We start from the raw sequence: 21,684 nt of genomic DNA, 5'->3' as shown, positions 1-21,684 counted from the left end.
GATTTCGCAACTCAGGGTAGTCCGTCCCCGGTACCGTGACGGAATGCGCGTGCGTGGACTGTCCCGCCGGATCACCGTCGCCGCCACCTGCGTGCTGGCCCTGTCCCTGCCGGGAGTCCCCGCGACCGCGACCCCGGACCTGCCGCTGACCGGCCGCACCGTCTTCCTCGACCCCGGCCACAACGGCACCAACGACGCGAGCATCACCGCCCAGGTGCCCACCGGCCGCGGCGGCACCAAGAACTGCCAGACCACCGGCACCAGCACCGACTCGGGCTACGCGGAACACACCTTCAACTGGGACGTCGCGATGCTCGTGCGCGCCGAACTCGAGGAGCTCGGCGCGCACGTGCTGCTCAGCCGCCCCGACGACGCGTCCGTCGCGGCCTGCGTGGACCGGCGCGCGGAAGAGGCCAACGCCTCCGGCGCGGACGTCGTGGTCAGCCTGCACGCCGACGGCGGCCCCGCCGACGGGCGCGGCTTCCACGTCAACTACTCGGCGCCCCCACTCGACGAGGTGCAGGCCGGCCCGTCCGTCGCCCTCGCCGTCGCCGTGCGCGACGCCCTCGTCGACGCCGGACTGACCCCGTCCACGTACCTCGGCACCGACGGCCTGCTCGGTCGCGACGACCTGGCCGGACTCAATCTGGCCCGACGGCCGTCGGTGCTGGTCGAGCTCGGCAACATGCGCAACGCGACGGACGCCGCGACGATGACCCATCCCGACGGGCGGCAGCGTTACGCCACCGCCGTCGTCGCCGGGATCGTCGCGTTCGCCGGCGACCCCGCCGACGCCCTCTAGTCCAGTTCGCGCTTCAGGTTCGCCAGCACCTGCGCCTGGATCTTGCGCAGCCCGAGCGGCGCGAAGGTCTTCTCGAAGAAGCCGCCGATGCCGCCCGCACCCTTCCACTCGGTCAACGTCACCACGGTCGAACCGGTGCCGTTGGGCACCACGCTCCACGTGGTCACCAGGGACGAGTTCGCGTCCCGCTCGGTGATCGTGCTGCCCGAGACCGCCACTCGCGCCTCGACGTCGCGAGCCCGCTTCTTCGTCGCCTGCAGGATCCAGTGCACGACCGTGCCGTCGCCGCGACCACCCGAGAGCACCCGGTAGTCGCGGTACTGCTCCGGGAGGATGCGCGGACGCACCGACTCGTAGTCCGCGAGGGCCTCGAGCACCCGCTCCGGCGCCGCGGCGAGCTGAATCGAACTGCTGGCGCTTACCTGTCCCACTGTTCCTCCTGTTGCCCGTGGGCCGCTCGGAGCGCGGCCGTCACCGGTTCCCATCCTGCCTGCTGCATCGTCGCGCCCGGGCGGGCCCGCGGGGCTATTGTGAAGGTCGCCACCGTGCGTCGCCCCAGGGAGTCGTATGCAGAAGCCGAAGTCAGTCGTAGTCCCGAGCGGAGAATCCGCACATCGGGCGGGTGTCGAGCGCCTGTTGCGTTCCTACCGCGCCATCCCTGCCGACGCCCCCGTGCGCCTGGCGAAGAAGACCTCCAACCTCTTCCGGGCCCGGGCCCGGGTGAACGCGCCCGGCCTCGACGTGTCCGGCCTCGGCGGCGTCGTCTCCGTCGACCCCGTCGCGCGCACCGCCGACGTCGCCGGCATGTGCACCTACGAGGACCTGGTCGACGCGACCCTGCCCCACGGCCTCGCACCCCTGGTGGTGCCGCAGCTGAAGACGATCACGCTCGGCGGCGCGGTCACCGGGCTCGGCATCGAGTCGACCTCCTTCCGCAACGGCCTGCCGCACGAGTCGGTCCTCGAGATGGACATCCTCACCGGCGCGGGCGAGATCGTCACCGCCACCCCCGACGGTGAGCACGCCGACCTGTTCCACGGTTTCCCCAACTCCTACGGCACCCTCGGCTACGCCACGCGCCTGCGCATCGAACTCGAACCGGTGAAACCGTACGTGGCGCTGCGGCATCTGCGGTTCGACTCGCTCGACGAGATGCAGTCGGCCCTCGACCGCATCGCCACCGAGCGGGTGCACGCCGGGGTGCCGGTCGACTACCTCGACGGGGTGATGTTCTCCGCCGCGGAGTCCTACCTGACCCTCGGGACGCAGACCGACGCCCCCGGCCCGGTCAGCGACTACACCGGCGAAAACATCTACTACCGCTCGATCCAGCACGCATCCGTCAACCATCCGCGGACCGACCGCCTCACCGTCCGGGACTACCTGTGGCGGTGGGACACCGACTGGTTCTGGTGCTCGCGCGCCTTCGGCGCCCAGGACCCCCGGATCCGGCGGCTGTGGCCGAAGCGCCTGCTCCGCAGCAGCTTCTACTGGAAGCTGATCGCCCTCGACCACCGCTACGGCGTCGCCGACCGTATCGAGCGGCGCAAGGGCAACCTGCCGCGCGAACGCGTCGTGCAGGACATCGAGGTGCCGATCGAACGGACCGCCGAGTTCCTGCGCTGGTTCCTCGACGAGATTCCGATCGAGCCGGTCTGGCTGTGCCCCTTGCGGTTACGGGAGGGCGGCCCGGTGGCGCGCGACGCCCAGCGGCCGTGGCCCCTGTACCCGCTCGAACCGAAACGCACCTATGTCAACGTCGGCTTCTGGTCGTCGGTCCCGGCCGTTGCCGGCGAGATCGAGGGCGCCGCGAACCGTCGCATCGAACACAAGGTCGCCGAGCTCGACGGCCACAAATCGCTGTACTCCGACTCGTACTACACGCGCGCGGAGTTCGAAGAGCTCTACTACGGCGGCGGGGACTATCCCGCCCTGAAGAAGCGTTACGACCCCGAATCCCGTTTGCTTGACCTCTTCTCGAAGGCGGTGCACAACAGATGACCACGTTGCGAGAACCAGGCATTCCCGACGGCCGGCTCACGCTCGCCCAGATTCTCGAGACCGTGACCGGCGGCGAGCTGCCGGTGCGGTTCACCGCGTACGACGGCTCCAGCGCCGGCCCGGCGGACGCCCCGTACGGCCTGCGGTTGACCTCCACGCGCGGCACGACCTATCTGGCGACGGCACCCGGCGACCTCGGCATGGCCCGCGCCTACGTCTCGGGTGACCTCGAAGCCGAAGGCGTCCATCCCGGCAACCCGTACGAGCTCCTGAAGGCCCTGGGCGACTTGCACTTCCAGCGTCCACCGGCACTGACGCTCGCGCAGATCGCCCGCTCGCTGGGGTTGGAGACGCTCAAGCCCATCGCGCCGCCCCCGCAGGAGCACCTGCCGCGCTGGCGCCGGTTCGCGGAGGGGCTCCGGCATTCGCGCAGCCGTGACGCCGAGGTGATCCACCATCACTACGACGTCTCCAACGCGTTCTACGAGCACGTCCTGGGCCCGTCCATGACGTACACGTGCGCGCTGTTCGACTCCGAGGCGCAGAGTCTCGAGGACGCACAGGAGAACAAGTACCGCCTCGTCTTCGAGAAGCTGCGGCTGCAGCCCGGGGACCGTCTCCTCGACATCGGCTGCGGCTGGGGCGGGATGGTGCGGTACGCGGCACGGCGCGGCGTCAAGGCACTCGGCGTCACCCTGTCGCGGGAGCAGGCGGAGTGGGCGCAGAAGGCCATCGCCGACGAGGGACTCACCGACCTCGCCGAGGTCCGCTTCTCCGACTACCGCGACGTGCCGGAGACGGGCTTCGACGCGATCTCCTCGATCGGGCTGACCGAGCACATCGGCGTGCAGAACTACCCCACGTACTTCCGGCGGTTGCACGACAAGCTGCGCGAGGGCGGCTTGCTGCTCAATCACTGCATCACCCGTCCGGTCAACCGCGGCCCCGTCAAGGCCGGGGGCTTCATCGACCGGTACGTCTTCCCCGACGGGGAACTCACCGGCTCGGGGCGCATCATCACCGAGATCCAGGACATCGGCCTCGAGGTGCTGCACGAGGAGAACCTGCGCCAGCACTACGCGCTGACCCTGAAGGGCTGGTGCGAGAACCTCGTCGCCAACTGGGACGCGTGCGTCGCCGAGGTCGGCGAGGGCACCGCCCGCGTGTGGGGCCTGTACATGGCCGGTTCCCGCCTCGGCTTCGAACGCAACGTCGTGCAGCTGCACCACGTCCTGGCCGTCAAGCTCGGCCCGGATCAGGAGCCGAACGTCCCGCTGCGCCCGTGGTGGGTCGCATAGGCCGCTCCGCGGCCCGTGCGCGGTTCTGGTAGTACCCACTACCAGAACCGCGCACGGCACGAGCAGGGGTTCGGCTCGTCCCGGACCCAGCCCAACCGGGTCAGCACCGTCTCCACCTCGCGCGCGACGTCGCACGGCGACGACGCCACCTCCCGGTATCCGAAGACCAGCCGCGATCGGCCGGCCAGCTCAGCGGCGTTGTCCCGACGCCGGTCGCGGAAGGCGACTTCGCGCATCGAATGCACCCACCTGCCGTCCAACCGCACCGTGAGCGGGCATCCGGCGCTGTCGTACGTGCAGTCCTCGTACAGGGTCCTGCCGTCCACGACGACCGGGCTCTGCCGGTCCGCCACGGGCAGTGCATGCGCACGCTCGACATCGATCGCGTAGTGGTACTCCAGGACGGACTGCACCCCCTCCGCCAGCAGTGTCACGGCCTCGTCGAGCGCGGTCCGATACCGGTACGGCGGCCGCTCCTCGAGTCGCCGTCGCACGGTGTGCAGCCGGATCCCGGCGTTCGTGACCGTGGAGATCAGCGACAGGTACGCCTCCCGCGGCGACGGCTGCGCGGTGGCCAGATCCAGTGCGGTGTCGACCTTGGTCGTGCGCGCCAGGTACCGATCGACGCCGATGTGGGCGTGCGCCCGGGACCGGTGCACGATCACCCCGGGATGGAGAACGGCGTCCGGCTTCGACACCGGTAGCGTCGCCTTCCGTCCGGGTGCCCGCATCGTCGCTCGCTGCGGCAGCGCGGACTTGCCCACGGGAACGGTGACGTGCACCGGTGCGGTGTCGTCGACCGGGAGCATGCCCCACAGCTCCGCCGCAGTGCGATGGCTCAGCATCGCCGCGCCGCCCCCGTAGAGCAGCGCCGCCTCGAGCACCATGGTCCGTGTCAGCGGCCCGCTGCTGACGGCGTAGACGCCCTGCAGGACACGCTGCCACCGCCCGGTGTCGAGCAGATGCCGCACCGTTCCCCGCCCCACCCCCAGGTCGGTCAGCTCGGTCTGGGTCACCAAGCCGGCTCGATCGTCGAACAGCTTCTGCACGTCGCTCTTCCCGAAGTCCCCCATGCGGTCGATGATGGCGGACCCCCGACGCGTGAGGGCCCCCGACCGTGGCCGGGAGCCCTCACCTGTGGAGAACTCGTGCGCGGTTTTGGTAGCGATGGCTACCAAAACCGCGCACGGGGGTCAGCGCAGGGACGCCGGGGGGGTGAAGCGCTCGCCGTACTTGGCGGCGAGTTCCTCGGCGCGCTTGACGAAGCCCGCCTTGCCGCCGGGGTAGCCGACGATGTACTGGGCGACGCCACCGGTCCAGGCCGGGAAGCCGATGCCGAGGATCGAGCCGATGTTGGCGTCGGCGGTGGTGCGCAGCACGCCCTCGTCGAAGCACTTCTGCGTCTCGATGGCCTCGATGAACAGCATCCGCTCGATCAGGTCCTGGATCGGGACGTCGGTGGGGGCACTGTCGAACTTCTCACGCAGACCCGGCCAGATGCGGGTGCGCTTGCCGTCGACGTACTCGTAGAAGCCGCCGCCGCCCGCGCGGCCCGGCCGGCCCTCGTCGACGAGGAAGTCGACGACGGTGGACGAATCGTCCTGCGGCACCTTCAGACCCGAGGCCTCGGTCGCCGCCTCGGTCTCCTTGCGGATCTTCTGCATCAGTGTCAGGTTCAGCTCGTCCGACAGCTGCAGCGGCGGCGCCGGGTAGCCGGCCTGCGAGCCGGCCTGCTCGATCGTCGCGGGCTCGATGCCCTCGCCGACCATGCGGATCGCCTCGTTGACGAACGTGCCGATGACGCGCGAGGTGAAGAAGCCCCGCGAGTCGTTGACGACGATGGGGGTCTTACGGATCTGCTGAGCGAGATCGAACGCCTTGGCCAGCGTCGCGTCGGAGGTCTTCTCCCCGGCGATGATCTCGAGCAGCGGCATCTTGTCCACCGGCGAGAAGAAGTGCAGGCCGATGAAGTCCTCCTGCCGCGTCACACCTTCCGCGAGACCGGTGATCGGCAGCGTCGAGGTGTTCGAACCGAGCACCGCGTCCGGCGCGACGACGTCCTGGATCTCCTGGAACACCTTGTGCTTGAGTTCGGTGTTCTCGAACACCGCCTCGATGACGAGGTCCGCGCCGGCCAGATCGGCGACGTCGGCGGTGGGGGTGATGCGGGCGAGCAGCGCCGCGGACTTCTCCTCCGTCGTCTTGCCGCGCGAGAGCGCCTTGGCCTCGAGGCCCTCCGAGTACGCCTTGCCCTTCTGCGCCGACTCGATCGTGACGTCCTTGAGGATCACGTCCATGCCGGCCTTGGCGCACACGTAGGCGATGCCCGCGCCCATCATGCCGGCGCCCAGCACGGCGACCTTCCGGAAGGTGGTCTTCGGGAACGGCGTGCCGTCGGCCTGGTTCGGCCGTGACGCACCGGAATTGATGGCCTGCATGTCGAAGAAGAACGCCTGGATCATGTTCTTGGCGACCTGGCCGGTGACGAGCTCGGTGAAGTACCGGCCCTCGATCTTCGACGCATTGTCGATGTCGACCTGCGAGCCCTCCACGGCGGCGGCCATGATGGCCCGCGGCGCCGGCATCGGGGCACCCTTGAGCTGCTTGCGCAGGTTCGCCGGGAACGCCGGCAGGTTCGCCGCGAACGCCGGCGACGCCGGGGTACCACCGGGGATCTTGAAGCCCTTCTTGTCCCAGGGCTGCACGCCGCCCTCGGGGTTGGCCTTGATCCACGCCTTGGCGGCGGGGACGAGTTCGTCGATGCCGCCGACGATCTCGTCGATCAGGCCGATCTCCTTCGCCTTGGCCGGGTTGTAGCGCTGCCCCTGCAGCAGCACCTGCATCAGCGCGGTCTGCAGACCCAGCATCCGCACGGTGCGGGTGACGCCGCCACCGCCGGGCAGCAGGCCCAGCGTGGCCTCGGGCAGGCCGATCTGGACGCCCTTGACGTCGGCCGCGATGCGGTGGTGGGTGGCGAGCGCGATCTCGAGGCCGCCGCCGAGGGCCGCGCCGTTGATCGCGGCGACGACGGGCTTGCCGAGGGTCTCGAGCCGGCGCAGGTCCGCCTTGATCGCCTCGACCTCGTCGAAGATCCGCTGCGCGTCCTCCGGCCCGACCTTGATCATGTTCTTCAGGTCGCCGCCGGCGAAGAAGGTCTTCTTGGCGGAGGTGATCACGACACCGGTGATGTCGTCCTTCTCGGCGACGAGGCGGTCGACGGTGGCCTTCATCGACGCCTTGTACAGCTCGTTCATGGTGTTCGCGCCCTGGTTCGGGTCGTCGAGGGTCAGCACCACGATGCCGTCGGCGTCGCGCTCCCAGCCGATCATGTTGTTCTCAGTCACTGTGAATTCCCCAGTCCCTTCCGAAGTTTCAGACGCGCTCGATGATCGTGGCCACACCCATGCCGCCACCGATGCAGAGGGTGACGAGGGCGCGGCGGGCACCGCGGCGCTCGAGCTCGTCGACCATCGTTCCCATGATCATGGCGCCGGTCGCGCCGAGCGGGTGCCCCATCGCGATGGCGCCGCCGTTGACGTTGAGCTTCTCGTCCGGGATCTTCAGGTCCTTCTGGAACTTGAGCACGACGGACGCGAACGCCTCGTTGATCTCGAACAGGTCGATGTCGTCCACGGTCAGGCCGGCGGCGGCGAGGACCTTGTGCGCGGCCGGGGTGGGACCGGTGAGCATGATCGTCGAGTCCGCACCCGAGGTGGCGGTGGCGACGATGCGCGCCCGCGGGGTCAGGCCCATGTCCTTGCCGGCCTGCTCGGAACCGACGAGCACCAGCGCGGCGCCGTCGACGATGCCGGAGCTGTTGCCGCCGTGGTGGACGTGGTCGATCTTCTCCACGAAGTGGAACTTCTGCAGCGCGACGGCGTCGAAGCCGCCCATCTCGCCGACCATCGCGAACGACGGCTGCAGTCCGGCCAGACCCGCGAGGGTGGTGTCGGGACGCATGTGTTCGTCGTGGTCGAGGACGGTCAGGCCGTTCTGGTCCTTGACCGGCACCACGGACTTGGCGAAGTAGCCGCCGGACCAGGCCGCCGCGGCGAGCTGCTGCGAGCGGAGCGCGTAGGCGTCGACGTCCTCGCGGCTGAAGCCCTCCATGGTGGCGATCAGGTCGGCGCTGACACCCTGCGGCACGAAGTAGGTGTCGTAGTTGGTGGCGGGGTCCAGCGCCCACGGGCCGCCGTCGGAGCCCATCGGCACCCGCGACATCGATTCGACGCCGCCCGCGACGACGAGTTCGTCCCAGCCGGAACGGACCTTCTGCGCGGCCATGTTCACAGCCTCGAGGCCGGAGGCGCAGAAGCGGTTGATCTGCACGCCGCCGACGGTGTCGGGCATGCGCGCCGCGGTCACCGCGGTGCGGGCGATGTCGGCGCCCTGGTCGCCCACCGGCCCGACGACGCCGAGGATCAGGTCCGAGATGCGGTTCTCGTCCAGGTCCGGGAACCGCACGCGCAGTTCGTCGATCAGGCCGGTGACCAGGGAGATCGGCTTGACCGAGTGCAGCGACCCGGTCTTCTTGCCGCGGCCGCGCGGAGTTCGGATGGCTTCGTAGATGAATGCCTCGGAGGTCACAGTGCGCAGGTTCCTTCCCGTGCTTTGCGGATGCGAGGGGCGCCAGCTCGTGACAGCCGTCACGCCCGACGTCGTCCACCCTAGGAGCCGGGACGCCGCGGACTGAAGGACCGAACCGAGCGGAGTCCGTGACCGAACCGAGCGGACGTTCACACCCCCAGGCCGGCCTCGCGGGCCTGCACGATCGCGGTCGACCGGTCGGCCGCGCCGAGCTTGCCGAGCACGTTCGACACGTGGTTGCGCACCGTCTTCGGGCTCAGCACCAGGCGGCGGGCGATGGTGGCGTTGTCGTGCCCGCGCGCCATCAGGTCCAGCACCTCGCGTTCCCGGTCGGTCAGTTCCGGGAAGACCGTGGGCGCGAGGGTGCGGGAGGCCGCCATCGCGCCGATCGCCTTGGCGGCGACGGCGGCGCCGACGATGACCTCGCCGTCCGCGACGGCCCGGATCGCCCGCTCCACGCCCGACGGGTCCGCACCCTTGACGAGATAGCCGCGCGCCCCGGCGCGCACCGACGCGACGAGCGAGTCCTCGTCCTCGTGCATGGTCACCACCAGCACCCGCAACTCGGGGAACCGTCCGAGCAGCAGCCGGGTCGCCTCGATGCCCGAGCCGTCCCCGAGTTCGAGGTCCATGAGCACGACGTCGACGTCCGCGGTGATCACCTCGAGCGCCTCGGCGACCGAACTTGCCTGCGCCACCACCTCGATGCCGTCGAGGGTGCCCAGCAGGGCGACGAGGCCGAGCCGGAACACGGGATGATCGTCGACGACGGCGACGGCGATCGCCGTGGGGGCGCTCACGACGGTCCCCACGGCAGGTGCGCCGTGACGACGGTGCCGTGCGGCTGCGCCCCCGTGATCGCGACGCTGCCGCCGACGTCCTCGGCGCGTTCGCGCATGCTGTGCGTCCCCACTCCCCGTCGCGCGTTCCGGTCCATCCCCCGGCCCGCGTCGCGCACCTCGAGGGTGAGCCGGTCCGCCGAGGCCCGCACGCGCACGCGGCATCCGTCGGCCCCGCTGTGCCGCCGCGCATTGGTGACCGCCTCGGCGGCGATGCCGTACGCCGCCGCGACGACCGGACCGCTGCGACCCGAGGGCACGTCGGCGTCCACCTCGACGCGAAACCCACTGCGCGAGTGGACAGCCGACATCTCCTCGAGCGCGGCGGCGAGGCCGAGCTCGTCGAGCGCGGGCGGGAGCAGCCCCCGGGAGAGCTCGCGCACCCCCTCGACCTGGTGGTCGAGTTCGCGCAGCAGGGAGTCGATCAGCGGAACGGCGTCGGCGGAGTCGGTGTCGACGAGGTTGCGGGCGCCCTGCAGCCCGAGCCGGATCCCGGCCAGCGACGGACCGAGCCCGTCGTGCAGTTCCCGGCGGATGGTGCGGCGTTCGGCGAGCCGGGCCTCGGTGAGCCGGGCACGGGCCGCGTCGAGCTCCTCCGAGGATCGCAGCACCACGAGACCGGCCTCGACCACGGAGGCGAGTTCGCCGAGTGCGCGGAGGCTGCGCGGCCCGAGGGTCTCGCCGGGTGGCGCCGTCACCGCGACCCGGCCGTCGCGCAGGACGACCTCCTCGGCGGGCCCGGTGGGGGTGCCCCAGCGGGCGAGCATCTCGTCGCCGCGGCGCACCGTCACGGACTCGAGTCGCAGCGCGACGCCGATGCCGGCGGCGAGATCCTCGAGCAGTTGCCGCGGCGTCTGTGCCCCGGCGAAGTGCCGGCCGAGCCGGCGCACCGCGCTCGCCGGATCGTCGCCCTCGCCGTAGACGAGGATGTGCACGCGCCGCGTCAGCCAGGCCCGGACCGGCTGCACCGCCAGCGCCACCGCGACCGCGGCGACGGCCTGGGCCACGACCGAGCCGTCCGTGGGCAGGATCAGGGCGACGGTGGCGGTCACGACGAGGTAGCCGGTGGCGAGTACCGCGACGAGGCTGCCGGCGACGGCTGCGCGGCTGACGGCGAGGTCGAGCCCCCACAATCGTTGCCGCAGCACCACCACGAGGATCGCGATCGGGTAGAACGCCTGGGTGGTCAGGTGCAGCAGCGGGGTGAGCATCCACGGCAGGCCGGGCACCGCGAGCGGGATGTAGGACACGGCCATCAGTGCGGTGCCGAGCGCGAGCCAGCCCAGGCCGATGCGGTCGGACACCGGGCCGCGCCGCCACCGGTAGGTGATGTCCGCCGCGGCGAGCAGACCGACGGTGACGACGGGCAGCACGAGCCAGCCGACGGCGGTGCCGGTGAAGGTACGGGCCCAGAAGAACCAGCCGGTGACCGCGGAACCGGTGAGCACACCGAGGCGGGCGCGCCGGTCGAGCGGTGTGTCACGGACCAGCCAGGGCACCACCAGGAACAGCGCCAGGGTGCCGGGGATCCACGTGGTGCTCTGCAGGGGCGCGAGGACCCCGGCGAACGGCAGTCCGGGCCGCACCTGCGCGAGCTTCGTCCACGCGTAGCTCAGGGCCGACAGCCCGACGCCGATCGAGGCGAGCGAGAGCAGCAGCGGCACCGGATGCACCCGGCGGGCGAGCACCACCCCGGCGACGGTGCCGTATACCGCGGCGCCGACGACGTCGACGAGGAAGAACAGCTGGTCCGAGTCGAGGTCCGGACGAGCGGCCGCGAAGACGGCGAGGGCGGCGACGGCGAGACCGCACGACAGCACGGCGACGACGGCGGCGGGCCCCGGTGCGCCACCGGTGCCCGCCGCCGTCTCGGATGCGTCCGCAACAGCCATGGTGCGGTGAGTATGCCCCGCGGCCGGTCCCGTCGCGCGGCAGCCTATCGGCGTGCCCTGTCGGAGACGGCGAATCCGACGCCGGCGACGAGCACCCACACCGGGCCGACGAAGCCGGCCATGTACTGCAGCGGGGAGATCCCGAGCAGCGCCGTCAGGCCACCGAGCACCACGCTCGCCCAGCCCAGCCACTGCGGCGTCGCGCCGTGGCGCAGCGAGGCGGCGGCCACCGCCAGGCCGCTGACCCCCGCGCCCACCCACAGCCACGGGATCGTGCCGACCCAGTGCGAACCGACGACGGCGACCTCGGCGACCATCTGTCCCGGCTCGCTCAGCCCGAACAGCAATTCGGTGTCGAGGCCGGCGCCGAGCAGGCAGGCCGTCGCGGTGAGCAGCAGCCCGAACGCCGCGACGGCCGGCAGGAGGCTGTCGTCGGGCAGTGCGATCCGCAGGCGGCGCTGCAGGCCCGCGGCGAAGATCAGCAGCAGCACCGTCGACACCATCAGCGACAGGTGCATCGCCAGCAGTTCGGTCCGCTCGCCCGCGAAGGCGTCGGCGATGGCGGACGCGTTGCCCGCCGTGGATTCGTCGTAGGCGGCGCCCATGCCCATGCTCGCCTGGATGGCGACCACCCCGGCGAGGCCGGCGACGGCCCCGGCCCAGGCCCAGGCGCTCGACGACGCGCGCCGTGCGCCCGTGCGGCTGTCCTCCGTCACGCTCGCTGTGCTCATCGGTGTCCCTCCCCTCGTCCCGGCGCGCTCTGCGCCTGACGCAGAGGGTGCTGCGCCCGGTGTCCCGGTCGCCAGGGACACCCGTCCCGTCCCGGTGGGAATTCTCCCGGCGCGGCGCCGGTGCAAGTTGCGCGCGTCGGACGCACGTGGCGCGCGTCAGGGCAAGTTGCGCGCGTCGGTGCGAGTTGCGCGCGTAAGTACGAGCGCAACAGGCACTTTCGCGCGCGGATCCCGAAAGGAGGGGGGACCGGACGTGGTTCACACCAGGGCGGGGCCGATCACCAGCAGCGCGACGAGGGCGATCAGCGCCGAGCAACCGGCGATGGCCACACCGCCGGCCGGCGACTCGACGTCACCGAACAGCGGTTCGTCCTCGTCCCAGCACCACCGCGGCATCACTCAATGGAAGCGGTTCGGGCGCGCATCCGCAACGGCCGGGAGACATTCGCCGCGAGGACCGGACAATGTGCGCCGCGCGTCCCGTACCGCAGGAGTTCTTCGGGCGGTCACCGCGGGGGTTGCACGGTCAGCAGGTCCCCGACGGTGCAGCCGAGGACGTGACAGATCGCGGTCAGTGTCGAGAACCGGATGGCGCGAGCGCGGTCGTTCTTCAGCACGGACAGGTTGGCGACGCTGACCCCGACGCGTTCGGACAGCGTCGCGAGGGTCATGCCGTGCTCGGCGAGCAGGTCGTCGAGCCGGCAGTGGACGGCGTGTTCTGACTCCGGCGGCATCACACGAGTCCTTCCTGGTCGCGTGCCATCCGGTTGCCCACCCGGATCGCGATCGCAACCGCAGAGAGCACCATCGCCCCGGCGTACACCAGCCAGAACTCGGCTCCGAGCCAACTGCCCTCGACGCCGGGGACGTGGGTGAGACCGAGATCGCGGATCGCCATGTTGGTGCCCGTGATCCGGGGGAACATCGGAACCAGGGCGATGGTCAGTGCCACCCAGCCGAGGTGGTAGGTGAGCCGGTAGGTGCCGTGGTCGAACATCCGGCCCTGCACGAACCGGCGCACGAGCAGGGCCAGCAGCCCCAGCACGGCCAGGTAGCTCAGCGTCTGCGCCGCGTCGCCCGTCCGCAGCAGCGCGACGGTCACCGGCGACAGCTCGGCGACCGGCAGCGAGGTGGTCACCGCGCCGTCGAGTGACGCCTGCACACCGGACGGCGTGGGGACGGGGGTGGCCGCCTCGCCGAGTTCCATGCGCGCGGTCACCGTCGCGGCCGAGAGCTGCCCGGACAGGGTGGCGACGTAGTCGGCGACGACCACCGCCGCGGTACCGGCGAACACGGCCATGCTCGCCCACAGGTCGCGCCGGTCCTTCGCGGTGGGCCGGAGAACGGACACCGAAGACGTACTCATGACACCCTCCCATATCGATTATCGATAGCCTATCGATAATCGATATGGGAGGCAACGTGACGGGATCGGATCACGCCAGGCGGATCGGGGCGACGACGTCCGCGACGACGGTCAGCACCGTGAAGGCACCCCCGGCGACGACGAACGCGTAGGTCACCGGCAGCAACTTCCCGAAGTCGACCGGCCCCGCGTCGGACAGACCTCGCAGCCGGCGCACCCGGTTACGACACGCCTCGTAGACGGCGACGGCCGTGTGCCCGCCGTCGAGGGGCAGCAGCGGCAGCAGATTGACCAGGCCGACGAACAGGTTCAGCCCGACCATCAGCAACACGAACGATTCCCACATGCCCCGTTCCGCGGCCTGCCCGCCCAGGGACGCGGCGCCCACGACACTGACCGGGGTGTCCGCGTCGCGCTCACCGCCCGTCACGGAGTGCCACAGCGACGCCACCTTCGACGGGGCGTTCGCCAGCGTCCGCGCCGACGCCACGACGAGGTCCCCGGTGAACGCGAACGCGGCCGGAACGGCGGCGACGAGGCCGTAGCGGACCGGACCGGCGACCGGTTGTACGGAGAGGCCGATCGCCCCGACGGTCGTCGACCGCTCGACCCCGGACCGGGGGTCGACCACCCAGCGCTGCACCGGTTCGACAGCGACCGGCACCCGCAGTTCCCGTCCCTGCCGATCGATCACCAGTTCGACGACTCCCGAACTCTGCCACACCCTTTCGACGAGATCACCGAACCGGGCGACGTCCCTTCCGTCCACGGCGAGGACGACGTCGCCGGGGCGTATCCCGGCCGACGCGGCCGGTCCCGGCCCGTCACACCCGACGAGTCCGTATCCGGGCGCCGGCCCCTGCGACGGCGGGACGCACCCGACGGACTCGACCACGATCCTCGGGTGCAGATCCGGCAGACCCCACCCGACCGCAAGCCCGAGGACGAGCACCACGGCAAGCAGGAAATTCATACAGACGCCACCGGACATCACGGCCACGCGCTTCCACGTCCGCTGCCGATACAACGCCCGGTCGTACTCGCCGGGGGCCAGTTCGTCGAGGGCGGTGGTGCCGGCGATCTCGCAGAACCCCCCGACCGGGAACAGGCCGAGGCCGTACTCGGTCTCCCCGCGGCGGAACGAGAAGACCGTCGGGCCGCGACCGACTGCGAAGCGGCGCACCTTCATTCCGAGACGCCGCGCCACCCACAGGTGACCGGCCTCGTGCAGGGCGACGGACACGGCGAGGGCGAGCGCGAACAGCGCGACGCCGAGGGCGAACATCAGGGGTGATACGTCGCGTGCTCGCGAATGTATCCGCTGACGTTGCCCTCCGGATCGCAGATCATGTCGCCCTCGAGGCACTCGGTGGTGACCGGGATGTGCCGCAGCTCGCCGGCCGGCTGCGGAAGGGTGATCCCGGGAACGAGCGGACCGGCGTACTGGGCGGGCCGGCCCTGTGCCGGATCGGCGATCAGGTGCACCCGGACGCGGTCCTGAAGGTCGGTGCCGTCGTCGTGCACGGGCGGCACCGCGTCGATCTCCATCGCCACCCGGCGCACGACGATCGCACCCTGGGAGTAGCCGTACAGCTCGTAGCGCGTGCGCGGCCCGCAGGCGGCCTCGGTCCGGCCGATCTCCGCCCACAGGTTCTGCACGCCGATCTGCACCGACTGGTCCATGAACGTGTCCCAGCCGAACACCCCGGCCACCATGCCCGCCGGGTACCGCACGTGCCGCACCGCGAAGTCGGAACTGTCACGGTACTGATCGGTGTAGGAGTTGAGGGGGCTGTCGGGGTCGATCGAGTCCGGCGTTTCGGGACCCTTCGTGCCGTCGACGGCGAGCACCACGGTCGGCGCACAGTAGGCAGCCGGGGACGGGTCGGCATGGGCGATCGACACGGCACCGAACATCGAACCGATGGTCAGCGCGCCGACGATCGCCACCCGGACAGCGGAAAGGATCATCGAAACCGTCCTTCAGCCCATGGGATCCAACCCAACGATTCCCGACCGCGTTCATAAGTAAGCACAGCGATCGTAAGTCCGCAAATCGAAGACACGGGTGCGACGCACCGTGGTGGGCTCAGCGGACGACATCGACCGGATCCACGAAACTGTAACTCCGAGTACGCAGACCGTCGATGATCGCGGGCAGCGCATCGGCATCGAGAGTCGTGCCGTCGTCGGGGTTCGTGCCCATGTGCATCAGGACGATCTGGCCGGGCACGGCTGCGGAGACGACCCGGTCGGTGACCGCCCCGACGTCGAGACCACCGCTGGTGCCCTTCCAGCCGAGCGAGTCCACCGTCCAGCGCACCGGCACATACCCGGCATCGTTGACGACGCGGATGTCGGCGTCGGTGCGAACACCGAACGGAAACCGGAACAACGGCACGGCCGGGCGACCCGTCAGTGCCGTGATCGCGGCCTCGGCCGCAGCAAGGTCGGCCCTGATCTGTCCGTCCGTCAGATCCGGATAGGCAGGGTGAGTGTCGCTGTGGTTCCCCGCTCTACCCCGCGATCGCCGGGTCGAGCCCCCGGGTGCGGTGGAACACCACGCTCACGGCGAGGAGGATCTCCGCAGCCGCGACCGCCAGTGCGGCCGCCATGAGCGGAGGCATCGATGCGTCCGCTGTGCCACCGGCGACCACCGGCACAGCGTGCCCGTGGTGGCCGCCGCCCCCACCTCCGGGACTCATGGTGGTCAGGTGCAGCATGATCATCACGACGTTCATGACGGTGACCAGGATCCAGTCCCGCTGGTTTCCGCGCCGCCAGAGATGGCGCGCGCAGTAGAGGCACCCGGCGGTCATGACGAGCGTCAGGACCGCCGGCGCCGGGGAGGGTGCGTGCCCCCCGAGTGCGCCGACGTGCAGCACGGCGGACGCGACGGCCAGGGCGGCGGCCGCCCGGCCGCACCACGGGAACGTGGTGCGACGGGCGGCCGGATCGGTGGTGGACACGGCCGTCAGTCCGTGCAGCAGTGCTTCGACGGGCCGGCCGGGACGTCGAGCGCCGGATTGCGGTCGAAGAACCCGACCGGCTTCAGCGTGAATCCGGCATAGTCGACGGGCATCACGGGCCAGTCCTCCGGGCGCGGGAAATGGGTGAGCCCGAAGGTGTGCCACAGCACCAGGTCCTCGCCCTCGATGTTCCGGTTGCCGGCGACGAATGTCGGCAGTCCCCCCTGTCCCGGATGCTGGTTGACGAAGTCGCCGGCGGGATACCGCTGCGCCGGGTCGTACTGCGTGACCCACAGGTGCCTGGTGGCGAACGCGGCGCGGGCGGCGATGGAACTCGACGGGTCGGCCAGCAGCACGGGCTGGCCTTCCGGGTGCAGCGCGTAACCCACGTTCCGCCCGAGCCGGTTCTGCTTGGTCGGGTTGGTGATGTGCCAGACCCGGGCCTTGGTGTTGTCGGCCAGCCGCTGCCCCTCGGCCTCCGTGGTGAGGGTGGTCTTGCGGCAGCGGAACGCATTGCCCCAGGGGTTGTCCGGTCCCATCGGTTCGGGCACGGCGTCGACCTCCTCGACCGTGTTGACGTTGCCGTCGACCGCCATGTCCAGGCGCGCGGAGAAGAGGTGCTGGTGGAACGGTGCACCGAGGCCGGGCGCCATCTCGGTGGCGAACCCGTCCTCGCCGCGGTAGGCGGAGGTGAACACGATGCCGGTGGCCTTGGCCTCGAGCTCGATGGTGCCGTCCAGGTAGAGGTACCAGTAGAAGCCGTAGTCGTAGTTGCCGATCGTGAGGAAGAACGAGATCACGAGCCGGCGCGAGCGCCGGGTCTCGGTCATGCCGTTGAACATGTCCGTGTGCTTCCACAGGACGCCGTAGTCCTCCTCGTGGAGGCAGATCGCGTTCTTCATCACCCGGGGGTCGCCCTTCTCGTCGGCGATGGTGACGTCGAAGTACTGGATCTCACCGAGGCAGTCGCACCCGAGTTCCAGCGAGTTGGTGTAGCGGCCGAAGAGGTATTCCCCCTGGTCGAAGTAGTTCTGCCAGTATCGCACCGGCGACGGGTCGGCATAGGGCACGACCATCTCGGCGATGGAGGCACGGTAGATCACCGGTCGCTCCACGCCGTCGTCGGAGAACGACAGCTGGTGCAGGGTCAGGCCCTCGCGGACGTCGAACCCGAACCGGAACGTCCAGTCCGCCCAGGTGATCCGGTTGCCGTCGACCGAGAAGCTCGGCCCCTCGGGCTGCGTGATCTCGATCGGCTTGAGGTCGGTGCGGACCGGCGTCTCGTGCGGCGCGGCGTCCCATTCGCCGCGTTCGGCCGGCACGGGAAGGGTGATCTCGTCGACCACCTTCACCACCCGCTGCTCGGTGAGATCGACGTACGCGACCACACCGTCGATCGGATGCGCCCACGGCAGGTCGGCCTCGTCCTCCTGATGGAACGCGAGCACGCGGACGATCCGGTGCCCCACCTCGTCCTCGTGCCCGAACACCCCGGCCGACAGCGGAACCGCGCGCACCTTCTGCGGGTCGATGCCGCGCGCGGCCATCGCCGCGATCCAGTCGAAGCTGGAGAGCAGGAACGATTCGATGTCCTCGAACTCCTCGTCGAGGATCGGGACGTGCCCGTCGGTGGCGGCGTCGACGGCGACGGTGCCGAGGATCCTGCGTTCGGTGACGGACACGACGTGGTCGGATCCCGCACCGGTTGCGCGGTCGAGGAGCAGGACGCGGGCCCGGCGCTCGACGTGCTCCCCCGGCCGGAACGCCAGGACCGTCGACTTGGGGGGTTCCTCGAGTCCGACGTAGACGAACCGGACGTGCTCGGTCACCAGTCCCGCCGCCGACACCGTTTCCTTGACTGCGGTGATCTCGTCGGCGGTCAGCGGGCTGAGCGGATGGTCCGGTGCGGGTGTCGATGCCGCTTCGGTGAACGGCGTGGTGGCAGTGCTCATCGTGCGATCTCCTTGTCGATCAGGGGTTCGGTCGTGACGGCGGGCGCGAGGCCGCCGTGGGGATGGGTGTTTCGTGCAGCGTCGGGGCGGAGAGCGGCCACGGCCGCTCCGCCCGCGAACGTCCCGGCGAGAACAACGGCGATGACGGCGGCGAGGGTGCTCGATCCGCCGACGAGCAGCGGCAGGTTCGCGATCGTCATCGTGAGCAGGGCGCCCAGCCCGGCCAGGCCCAGCGCCGGCGCGATCAGCGTGGGCCAGGGCCGGGTGTCGGCCCGGGAACGCCGGAAGAAGACGAGGACGGCGATCGACGTCAGCGCCATGAGGGCGAGCACACCGACGGACGCGACCCCGGCGAACCAGGCGAAGACCTCGGTCACGGGATCGAGCCCGCCGACGGCGGAGGCCACGACGAGGACCAGCGCCGAGACCGTCTGCACGACCGAGGCCACGTAGGGCGACGCATGACGTTCGTGCGAGCGGCCGCATCGCGCCGGCAGTGCCGCGCTGTTGCCGAGCGAGAAGATGTAGCGGGAGAGCACGTTGTGGAAGGACAGCAGTGCCGCGAACAGGCTGGTGACGAGGAGCACCTGCACGACGTCACCGGCCGCCGCTCCCACGTAGCGGGTCGCGGTGTCGACGATCATGCCCTCGGGGTTCTCGGTGGCCAGGGCGACGGCGCCCTCGTCACCCCACGCGCTGACCAGCGCCCAGCTCGACAGCGCATAGAAGCCGCCGATGACCACCAGGGCGAGGTAGGTGGCCCGGGGAACCGTCCGGGCGGGATCACGCACCTCGTCGCGGAAGACCGCGGTCGCCTCGAAACCGATGTATCCGGCAACGGCGAAGATCAGGGCGATTCCCGGTGCGCCCGAGAAGAACTCGGACGGCCGCAGCGCAGCGGTGGACAGACCTTCCGCGCCGCCCCGGACGACCACCGCCGCATCGATCACCAGGACGATGCCGACCTCGCACAGCAACAGGACCCCGAGGACCTTGCCGGACAGGTCGATGTGGCGGTAGCCGAGCACCGCGACCGCCACCAGCACGATCAGAGCCCAGAGATACCAGGGCAACTCAGGGCCGCCGTGCGCGGTCACGAAGTCGTCGAGGGCCGCGCCGATGTATCCGTAGACGGCGCCCTGCACCGCCGTGTAGGACAACAGCGCCAGGAACGCCGAACCGAGACCGGCGTGCCGGCCGAGACCGTGGGTGACGAAGGTGTAGAACGCCCCCGCCCCGGGCACGTGCTTCGCCATGGCGGTGAAGCCGACGGCGAAGAAGAGCAGGACCACCGTGCAGACGACGTACGAGGCGGGGAACGCGGCCCCGTTTCCGGCGGAGATGCCGAGTGGGACCGTGCCGGCGATCACGGTCAGCGGGGCTGCGGCCGCGACCACCATGAAGACGACGGCGCCGGGACCGAGGCTGCCGGACAACCGGTGGGTGGGGGGTTCGTGTGCGCGAGCGTTGAGGGTCATCGGTGCTTCGACTTTCGGGAGAGGGGGTGTGCCGGCGGTTCGGTGCCGAGCGCCGGAAGAAGCGTGCGCCCGGCCGTTGTCGGTGCAGTCACCGCGGCGTCACGGTTCGTCGACGGCAAACGAGAACGCCTCGGTGCCGGGTTCTCGTTCGGCCGGCAGTACGGGCGGCGGTGCCCGTCCGGCGCCGGGCACCGCCCCGGCCGGTCAGAGTGCGATGTTGACCGACTTGGTCTGGGTGTACTCCGCCAGGGCTCCCTCACCGAGTTCCCGCCCCCAGCCCGACTGCTTGTAGCCCCCGAAGGGCAGTGCGGTGTCGAACGCGTTGTGGCAGTTGATCCAGACCGTGCCCGCCTTGATCTCGGCGGCGACCTCGTGCGCCCGGGAGACGTCCCGCGTCCAGACGCTCGCCGCGAGACCGTAGGGGGTGTCGTTGGCGGCGGCGCGAACCCCCTCCTCCCGGTTGAAGGGCACGGCGACGGCGACCGGGCCGAAGATCTCCTCCCGGTACACGCCGAAGTCGCTGCGCACGTCGACCAGCAGCGTCGGCTCGACGTAGAAGCCGCTGTCGCCGTGGCGCTTTCCTCCGGACAGGGCACGCGCTCCGTCCTCGAGTCCGGCGTCGATGTAGCCGGTGACCTTGCCGAGTTGTTCCGCCGAGATCAGCGGCCCGATGTCACTCGTCGGATCGAGTCCCGGACCGATCTTCTGCGACTTCGCGAATTCGGCTACGCCCTGCGTGAATTCGTCGAAGATTCGGTCCTCCACCAACAGCCGCGTACCGGCGGTGCACGCCTGCCCGTGGTTGAACAGGAAGCCACTCGCCACGCCCGGGATCGCGGCCTCGAGGTCGGCGTCCGAGAAGACGACCTGCGGGCTCTTGCCACCGAGTTCGAGCGAGACCTTCTTCAGGTTCCCGGCGGCGGCACTCACGATCTTCTTGCCGACCTCGGTCGAGCCGGTGAAGGCGACCTTGTCGACGTCGTCGTGGGCCGACAGGGCCGCACCCGCGTCCCCGAAGCCGGTGACCACGTTGACGACGCCGTCGGGCACCCCGGCCTCGGTGGCGACCTCGGCGAGCAGCAGCGCGGTGAGCGGGGTCTGCTCCGCGGGCTTGAGCACCAGAGTGTTCGCACACGCCAGCGCGGGGGCGAGCTTGAAGGCGGCCATCACCAGCGGGAAGTTCCACGGCACGATCTGGGCGCACACACCCACCGGCTCGCGGCTGGTGAACGCGTGGAAACGAGCACCCGGGGCCCACGGAACCGACACCGGGACGGTGCGTCCCTCGATCTTGGTCGCCCAGCCGGCGTAGTAGAAGAAGATCTCGGCCGCCCAGGTGACGTCGACCGCCTTCGCGACGACCACCGATTTGCCGTTGTCCAGGGACTCGAGCTGGGCGAACTGGTCCGCCCGGGCCAGGATGCCCTCGCCGATCCGCCACAGGACGCGCTGGCGCTCGGCCGGGGTCAGGCGGCGCCACGGCCCCTCCTCGAATGCCCGGCGGGCGGCGGCCACGGCGCGGTCGACGTCCTCGGCGCTGCCGTGCGGCACCGTGGTCAGCACCTGCCCCGTCGCGGGATCGACCGTGTCGAACCGCCGGCCCGTCGCCGACTCCACCCACCGGCCGCCGATCAGCATCTGCTTCGGCGACGAGAGGAACTCGGCCACCTCCGGAAGCAGAGCGGTGGCGGATTGCGCAACTGCAGTCATGATGTCTCCGACTCTGAGGAAAGATGAAAAAGACTCGGGCACAGTGGTTTCGATTCCGA

19 protein-coding genes and 1 pseudogene are annotated in these 21,684 nt (G+C 70.5%); 3 read left to right on the top strand and 17 right to left on the bottom strand.

Annotated elements, in window-relative coordinates; genetic code table 11:
• Positions 1-43: 43 nt before the first annotated feature.
• A complete protein-coding gene (locus F1734_RS03900; protein ID WP_203011373.1) occupies positions 44-802 on the top strand; it encodes an Rv3717 family N-acetylmuramoyl-L-alanine amidase in 759 nt (252 codons plus the stop codon).
• Here the strand turns inward: F1734_RS03900 and F1734_RS03895 are convergent.
• Complete coding sequence (locus F1734_RS03895; protein ID WP_040273601.1) at positions 799-1,233, bottom strand: SRPBCC family protein; 435 nt, start codon at positions 1,231-1,233, stop codon at positions 799-801. The genes F1734_RS03900 and F1734_RS03895 overlap by 4 nt on opposite strands.
• Positions 1,234-1,369: 136 nt before the next feature.
• Here F1734_RS03895 and F1734_RS03890 point away from each other — a divergent pair, with 136 nt between their 5' ends.
• Together F1734_RS03890 and F1734_RS03885 are read left to right on the top strand one after the other, a co-directional pair.
• Positions 1,370-2,803, top strand: coding sequence for an FAD-binding oxidoreductase (locus F1734_RS03890; protein WP_010594924.1), 1,434 nt, complete (start codon positions 1,370-1,372; stop codon positions 2,801-2,803).
• Positions 2,800-4,101, top strand: a complete 1,302-nt coding sequence (locus F1734_RS03885) for a class I SAM-dependent methyltransferase (protein WP_010594923.1) — start codon at positions 2,800-2,802, stop codon at positions 4,099-4,101. Before F1734_RS03890 ends, F1734_RS03885 begins: the two co-directional genes overlap by 4 nt.
• Before the next feature lie 38 nt (positions 4,102-4,139).
• Here the strand turns inward: F1734_RS03885 and F1734_RS03880 are convergent, their stop codons facing one another.
• The 16 genes and pseudogenes from F1734_RS03880 to F1734_RS03805 all read right to left on the bottom strand — a co-directional run bounded on the left by F1734_RS03880 (position 4,140) and on the right by F1734_RS03805 (position 21,625).
• Positions 4,140-5,174, bottom strand: a complete 1,035-nt coding sequence (locus F1734_RS03880; protein ID WP_102031891.1) for a type IV toxin-antitoxin system AbiEi family antitoxin domain-containing protein — start codon at positions 5,172-5,174, stop codon at positions 4,140-4,142.
• A 120-nt stretch (positions 5,175-5,294) separates the two neighbouring features.
• Positions 5,295-7,430 (bottom strand): 3-hydroxyacyl-CoA dehydrogenase NAD-binding domain-containing protein, encoded by a 2,136-nt coding sequence (locus F1734_RS03875; protein ID WP_203011785.1) that lies wholly within the window; start codon positions 7,428-7,430, stop codon positions 5,295-5,297.
• Between the two features lie 43 nt (positions 7,431-7,473).
• Positions 7,474-8,688 (bottom strand): acetyl-CoA C-acetyltransferase, encoded by a 1,215-nt coding sequence (locus F1734_RS03870; protein WP_010594920.1) that lies wholly within the window; start codon positions 8,686-8,688, stop codon positions 7,474-7,476.
• A 149-nt stretch (positions 8,689-8,837) separates the two neighbouring features.
• On the bottom strand, positions 8,838-9,500 hold the full coding sequence (locus tag F1734_RS03865; RefSeq protein ID WP_010594919.1) for a response regulator transcription factor: 663 nt from the start codon (positions 9,498-9,500) through the stop codon (positions 8,838-8,840).
• Complete coding sequence (locus F1734_RS03860) at positions 9,485-11,419, bottom strand: sensor histidine kinase (RefSeq protein WP_119699340.1); 1,935 nt, start codon at positions 11,417-11,419, stop codon at positions 9,485-9,487. The genes F1734_RS03865 and F1734_RS03860 overlap by 16 nt, the downstream gene beginning before the upstream one ends.
• 44 nt (positions 11,420-11,463) lie before the next feature.
• A complete protein-coding gene (locus F1734_RS03855; protein WP_140188232.1) occupies positions 11,464-12,150 on the bottom strand; it encodes a hypothetical protein in 687 nt (228 codons plus the stop codon).
• 258 nt (positions 12,151-12,408) lie between these two features.
• Entirely contained in the window at positions 12,409-12,546 is a 138-nt protein-coding gene (locus tag F1734_RS03850) for a hypothetical protein (RefSeq protein ID WP_017681507.1), read from the bottom strand.
• A 110-nt stretch (positions 12,547-12,656) separates the two neighbouring features.
• The gene (locus tag F1734_RS03845) at positions 12,657-12,884 is read right to left on the bottom strand and encodes a helix-turn-helix domain-containing protein (RefSeq protein WP_140188231.1); all 228 of its coding nucleotides are present in this window, start codon (positions 12,882-12,884) and stop codon (positions 12,657-12,659) included.
• The gene (locus tag F1734_RS03840; RefSeq protein ID WP_225223152.1) at positions 12,884-13,516 is read right to left on the bottom strand and encodes a hypothetical protein; all 633 of its coding nucleotides are present in this window, start codon (positions 13,514-13,516) and stop codon (positions 12,884-12,886) included. The genes F1734_RS03845 and F1734_RS03840 overlap by 1 nt, the downstream gene beginning before the upstream one ends.
• Before the next feature lie 70 nt (positions 13,517-13,586).
• Positions 13,587-14,801 carry a M50 family metallopeptidase gene (locus F1734_RS03835; RefSeq protein ID WP_274382442.1) on the bottom strand — a complete coding sequence of 405 codons (1,215 nt, stop codon included), beginning with the start codon at positions 14,799-14,801 and terminating at the stop codon, positions 13,587-13,589.
• Positions 14,801-15,487, bottom strand: coding sequence for a cutinase family protein (locus F1734_RS03830; protein WP_010594913.1), 687 nt, complete (start codon positions 15,485-15,487; stop codon positions 14,801-14,803). Before F1734_RS03830 ends, F1734_RS03835 begins: the two co-directional genes overlap by 1 nt.
• Positions 15,488-15,605: 118 nt before the next feature.
• A pseudogene (locus tag F1734_RS03825) lies at positions 15,606-16,019 on the bottom strand (polysaccharide deacetylase family protein); the annotation flags it as partial.
• A gap of 13 nt (positions 16,020-16,032) precedes the next feature.
• Entirely contained in the window at positions 16,033-16,485 is a 453-nt protein-coding gene (locus F1734_RS03820; protein WP_010594911.1) for a hypothetical protein, read from the bottom strand.
• A 5-nt stretch (positions 16,486-16,490) separates the two neighbouring features.
• The gene (locus tag F1734_RS03815) at positions 16,491-18,437 is read right to left on the bottom strand and encodes a primary-amine oxidase (RefSeq protein WP_010594910.1); all 1,947 of its coding nucleotides are present in this window, start codon (positions 18,435-18,437) and stop codon (positions 16,491-16,493) included.
• A complete protein-coding gene (locus F1734_RS03810; RefSeq protein ID WP_124258364.1) occupies positions 18,434-19,915 on the bottom strand; it encodes an APC family permease in 1,482 nt (493 codons plus the stop codon). The genes F1734_RS03815 and F1734_RS03810 overlap by 4 nt, the downstream gene beginning before the upstream one ends.
• Positions 19,916-20,119: 204 nt before the next feature.
• Positions 20,120-21,625 carry an aldehyde dehydrogenase family protein gene (locus F1734_RS03805; RefSeq protein WP_048773622.1) on the bottom strand — a complete coding sequence of 502 codons (1,506 nt, stop codon included), beginning with the start codon at positions 21,623-21,625 and terminating at the stop codon, positions 20,120-20,122.
• Positions 21,626-21,684 lie beyond the last annotated feature (59 nt).

This window comes from Rhodococcus ruber (assembly GCF_016804345.1).
GTDB lineage: Bacteria > Actinomycetota > Actinomycetes > Mycobacteriales > Mycobacteriaceae > Rhodococcus > Rhodococcus ruber.
This window is presented reverse-complemented; position numbering and strand designations above follow the sequence as displayed.

What these genes read in the sequence shown, in the direction of transcription:
- F1734_RS03900 (WP_203011373.1), top strand. Translation starts at nt 44, where the DNA reads ATGCGCGTGCGTGGACTGTCCCGCCGGATCACCGTCGCCGCCACCTGC.
- F1734_RS03890 (WP_010594924.1), top strand. Translation starts at nt 1,370, where the DNA reads ATGCAGAAGCCGAAGTCAGTCGTAGTCCCGAGCGGAGAATCCGCACAT.
- F1734_RS03885 (WP_010594923.1), top strand. Translation starts at nt 2,800, where the DNA reads ATGACCACGTTGCGAGAACCAGGCATTCCCGACGGCCGGCTCACGCTC.
- F1734_RS03880 (WP_102031891.1), bottom strand. Translation starts at nt 5,174, where the DNA reads ATGGGGGACTTCGGGAAGAGCGACGTGCAGAAGCTGTTCGACGATCGA.
- F1734_RS03875 (WP_203011785.1), bottom strand. Translation starts at nt 7,430, where the DNA reads ATGATCGGCTGGGAGCGCGACGCCGACGGCATCGTGGTGCTGACCCTC.
- F1734_RS03860 (WP_119699340.1), bottom strand. Translation starts at nt 11,419, where the DNA reads ATGGCTGTTGCGGACGCATCCGAGACGGCGGCGGGCACCGGTGGCGCA.
- F1734_RS03855 (WP_140188232.1), bottom strand. Translation starts at nt 12,150, where the DNA reads ATGAGCACAGCGAGCGTGACGGAGGACAGCCGCACGGGCGCACGGCGC.
- F1734_RS03850 (WP_017681507.1), bottom strand. Translation starts at nt 12,546, where the DNA reads ATGCCGCGGTGGTGCTGGGACGAGGACGAACCGCTGTTCGGTGACGTC.
- F1734_RS03845 (WP_140188231.1), bottom strand. Translation starts at nt 12,884, where the DNA reads ATGCCGCCGGAGTCAGAACACGCCGTCCACTGCCGGCTCGACGACCTG.
- F1734_RS03840 (WP_225223152.1), bottom strand. Translation starts at nt 13,516, where the DNA reads ATGAGTACGTCTTCGGTGTCCGTTCTCCGGCCCACCGCGAAGGACCGG.
- F1734_RS03835 (WP_274382442.1), bottom strand. Translation starts at nt 14,801, where the DNA reads ATGTTCGCCCTCGGCGTCGCGCTGTTCGCGCTCGCCCTCGCCGTGTCC.
- F1734_RS03830 (WP_010594913.1), bottom strand. Translation starts at nt 15,487, where the DNA reads ATGATCCTTTCCGCTGTCCGGGTGGCGATCGTCGGCGCGCTGACCATC.
- F1734_RS03815 (WP_010594910.1), bottom strand. Translation starts at nt 18,437, where the DNA reads ATGAGCACTGCCACCACGCCGTTCACCGAAGCGGCATCGACACCCGCA.
- F1734_RS03810 (WP_124258364.1), bottom strand. Translation starts at nt 19,915, where the DNA reads ATGACCCTCAACGCTCGCGCACACGAACCCCCCACCCACCGGTTGTCC.
- F1734_RS03805 (WP_048773622.1), bottom strand. Translation starts at nt 21,625, where the DNA reads ATGACTGCAGTTGCGCAATCCGCCACCGCTCTGCTTCCGGAGGTGGCC.